The following is a 3,421-nucleotide window of genomic DNA, read 5'->3' as shown; positions in this document are numbered from 1 at the left end:
GAACAGGGAATAAAGCCTTGGGTAAGGGTGAATATGTATAGTTCCACATAAAGTGTAGAATTATTGGGAATCCCACAGGGTAATTCGAATTGAGGGGTCCTACCGGCAGATTGCCGTGTAACGATTTCTTCTCCGCCGGGGGTAAGGCCGATACTGATGGCCCAGGATGTAATTAGGTCGATGTCGGTGTCTGTCCAGCGGATAGTGGCATCCACAGGGATATTGCTCTCCCCATCCTGCGGGTACAATACCTCAGGACACTCCTGCCCATGGAGGGAAAGCCCTAAAAGGAGCAATAAAAACCCGGTTATTTTCTTGAAAATTTCCATTTCGAGGGAAGGGGAAATTACGAATTAATGGAGTAATTCCCGGGCAGGTCAGGGTGAAACTGCACTTTTAATGGTTTACGGAGCATGCCAGGGATAAACAACGGCTGTGCAGCCCTGGGTCTATAAATCGCGTTTCCGCAATAAGGCGTAAGAGAGGTAGATGAAGAGGGTTGTCCAAAGGAGTACGAGAAGGATTTCGTACCAGTGTACGTGGTAGTTCAATTCGATTTGCTCCCCGATCTGATCCGCCACCGATTGTACCGCATTGAGGCGTGAAAAAGGTTCTTTGATCAGGTTGGCCATCGATTCCAGGGGGAGGAAGGACTTAATGGCCTTCGCGGTTTCCCAGGAAACGAATTTCCAGCCGAGCAACCCGAAAATGACTTGTTCAGCTATGGCCCAGATAATCAGGAAGCCAAGGGCAAAGGCCGAACGCTTAACCAGGATTCCCAGAAAAAGGCAAAAACTGAAAAAACCCACGAGTTTTACAAAGAAGGCAATGAGGAATTCCAGATCTGAAAAAACGATGGACAGTTCGGTATAGTCCGAATACATCGCCCCCAGGATCAGGGATACCACAAAGACAAAAATCGTCGAAACCCCTGCAAAAACAAGTACAGTCAGGAATTTAGACGCGATAAATTCTTTTTTTGAAAGGCCATCGATCAGGTTCTGTTTGATCGTCTTATTGGTGTATTCATTGGACATCATGGAGACGATCACAATGGCCAGAAACAGCTTAAACCCGGCAGCGACAAAGGTGTTGAAGTGCCAGATATACGGGAAATTAAAAATCCCCTGATCGGCCAGGTGGAATTCTATGGGTCCTATATCGAATTTAATGGCTGCTATAAGGGCAATGGAGGTCAGCAGCACAAAATAGGCGATAATAAGGAATCGGCTGGAGCGGCTGTTCCAGAGTTTGATGTATTCAATTTGCAGAAGTCGTTTCATGCTTGGTTCTGAGAGCTGGTTTATGTGGCCTGGTTATTGGTAAGGGTGAGGAACTGTTGTTCCAGACTTTCTTTGCGCTTGACCAGATGCGTAAGGGTAATCTGCTTATCAAAGCAACGGCGGTTCAGGGCGTCGGCCTCCAGGGGGGTATTCAGATACGCGATGAGTATATCGTTATCCTGATCGATCCGCGTAAACTCATCACTGCTTTCCAGGACCTTTTTGAGGGCTTGCATATCTGTGGCCCGAAGCTCAAAAAACCCGTGACTGGCCAGCATCCCGTCTACCGTACCGTCATATAGGTTTTCTCCCTTCCTGAGGATGACCACATGAGAACATACCTTCTCAACCTCATCCAGGAGGTGTGAGGCCAACAATATGGTGGTGCCTTCTGAGGCTATTTTTTTTATCAGCTCCCGGATCTGGTGAATCCCTTGTGGATCGAGGCCATTGGTCGGCTCATCGAGAATGAGTATTTCAGGGTTGTTCAGGAGGGCGGACGCAATCGCCAGCCGTTGCTTCATTCCCAGGGAAAAAGTTTTAAATTTACTGTCTTTTCGTTCCCAGAGGCCTACCATGGTCAGTTTTTCTTCAATCCGGGAATTGGGTACCTCCTTGATTTTACAAACTAATTTCAGGTTCTCGACCGCCGTCATATATGGATAGAAATTGGGTCGCTCGATAATGGCGCCTACTTTCTTGAGCGCCTCATGGGTGGAGGAGGCACCATCAAACCAGCTAAAGGAGCCGGAAGTGGCGTTGACAACATTCAAGACGATACCCAGTGTGGTCGATTTACCACTCCCGTTCGGTCCAAGGATACCGTAAACATTCCCTTTCTCTATGGTAAATGAAAGGTTTTTTACGGCCGTAAGGTGTCCGAATTTTTTGGTCAGGTTGGTGACGGTAAGGATTGTTTGCAAATGGAATGTTTTAACAGACAGTTCCCATACTTGACGAGATAATACGTAATTTGTTACATTAAAAGCTAAAAACAGGTGTATGTCCCAGGACCCCGTTATCTCAAAAAAGAAACCGGCCTACCCGGTGAGTCCCGATCTGGATGCCTATCTGGAGACCTATAACCGAAAGATTGAAATACCAATCTTCTACGAAGATCTTTTGCGTTTTTCAGGTTCTGTTGTGGTCTATGATGCCAAAGGGGAGGATTCCCTTTGGGTGCGGGTTTTTTATTCGGATTCCGAACGACAGGAGATCGACCACAGCCTGAAACGCGTGTACTCTATCCTGCATTCCGATGGGAGTGACCTTATTTTTGAGTTCCTCAATGTGGATGCCGTGGATTTCTGCACTTTTGGTAATTCTAAACCTTTCCGAATACGGATACGGAATATCCTCAACGATAATTTCACGTATTTCTATGTTAAAAAAACGGATGCTTCCCGGATTTATGGTTTGGAACTCGAGCATATGCTCTCTCCTTACAACCTCAATTTTCTGGTGTATAAGGACACCCTGATTGAAGAGCATATACCCGGTATTCCGGGGGATGTCTTTATGAAAGAAATGCTGCCTTCGTGTACGGAATCCGAGAAATCACAGCTGGCCAAAGAGTTTGTGAAGTTCAATGAGCGTTGTCTTATCCGTTTGCTCGGCGATATGCGTTCTTATAATTACGTTATCGTACCGGTCCACGATTTTGATCATGTCGTATATAAAATTCGGGCTATTGATTTTGATCAGCAGTTCTACGAGGGTAAGCTGGCTATTTACCGGCCTCAGTTTTTTAAGGAGAACCGGATCATGGTGGAATTGGTGCGGAAGAAATTGCTCCGGGGTTCCGTGGATCAATACAAGGTGGAGGAACGTTCCTTTGTCGCCAAACGAATTCTGAGTTCCGGGAACCGCATCAAAAAGCTGGTTGAAATCGCCAAAAAGGATACCCTTTCAAAGCCTGAACACATCGACCGGCTTAAGGGGGAGATCTATGAGCTGACTATGGACATGCACTTTAAAAAATGTACCCAAATGGGGGAAATCCTCGCATGGGCCCTGGATTTTGTCCGTCGTAATTACGAGGACGTGAGTATGAAGCAGATTATCGAGAAGCGAATAGATATCTGAGTTGCTGGCTTCCCCTCTACTTGCCGGAAATTGGAATCAGGGTAATCTCCTTT

At 46.4% G+C, this 3,421-nt stretch carries 4 protein-coding genes; 1 reads left to right on the top strand and 3 read right to left on the bottom strand.

Annotation, left to right across the window (positions count from 1 at the left end; translation table 11 throughout):
- The 3 genes from WBV75_RS14030 to WBV75_RS14020 all read right to left on the bottom strand — a co-directional run.
- A partial coding sequence (locus tag WBV75_RS14030; protein WP_424121208.1) for a hypothetical protein occupies positions 1-329 on the bottom strand: 329 nt, incomplete at its 3' end.
- Between the two features lie 120 nt (positions 330-449).
- The gene (locus tag WBV75_RS14025; protein ID WP_424121207.1) at positions 450-1,283 is read right to left on the bottom strand and encodes an ABC transporter permease; all 834 of its coding nucleotides are present in this window, start codon (positions 1,281-1,283) and stop codon (positions 450-452) included.
- A gap of 20 nt (positions 1,284-1,303) precedes the next feature.
- Positions 1,304-2,206 (bottom strand): ABC transporter ATP-binding protein, encoded by a 903-nt coding sequence (locus tag WBV75_RS14020; protein ID WP_424121206.1) that lies wholly within the window; start codon positions 2,204-2,206, stop codon positions 1,304-1,306.
- A 79-nt stretch (positions 2,207-2,285) separates the two neighbouring features.
- Here WBV75_RS14020 and WBV75_RS14015 point away from each other — a divergent pair, with 79 nt between their 5' ends.
- Entirely contained in the window at positions 2,286-3,368 is a 1,083-nt protein-coding gene (locus WBV75_RS14015) for a hypothetical protein (protein WP_424121205.1), read from the top strand.
- The last annotated feature ends 53 nt before the right edge of the window (positions 3,369-3,421 follow it).

Source organism: Robiginitalea sp. (assembly GCF_049588695.1).
Lineage (GTDB): Bacteria > Bacteroidota > Bacteroidia > Flavobacteriales > Flavobacteriaceae > Robiginitalea.
Note: the sequence above shows the minus strand (reverse complement) of the source record. Positions and strands in the feature narration are given on the sequence as shown.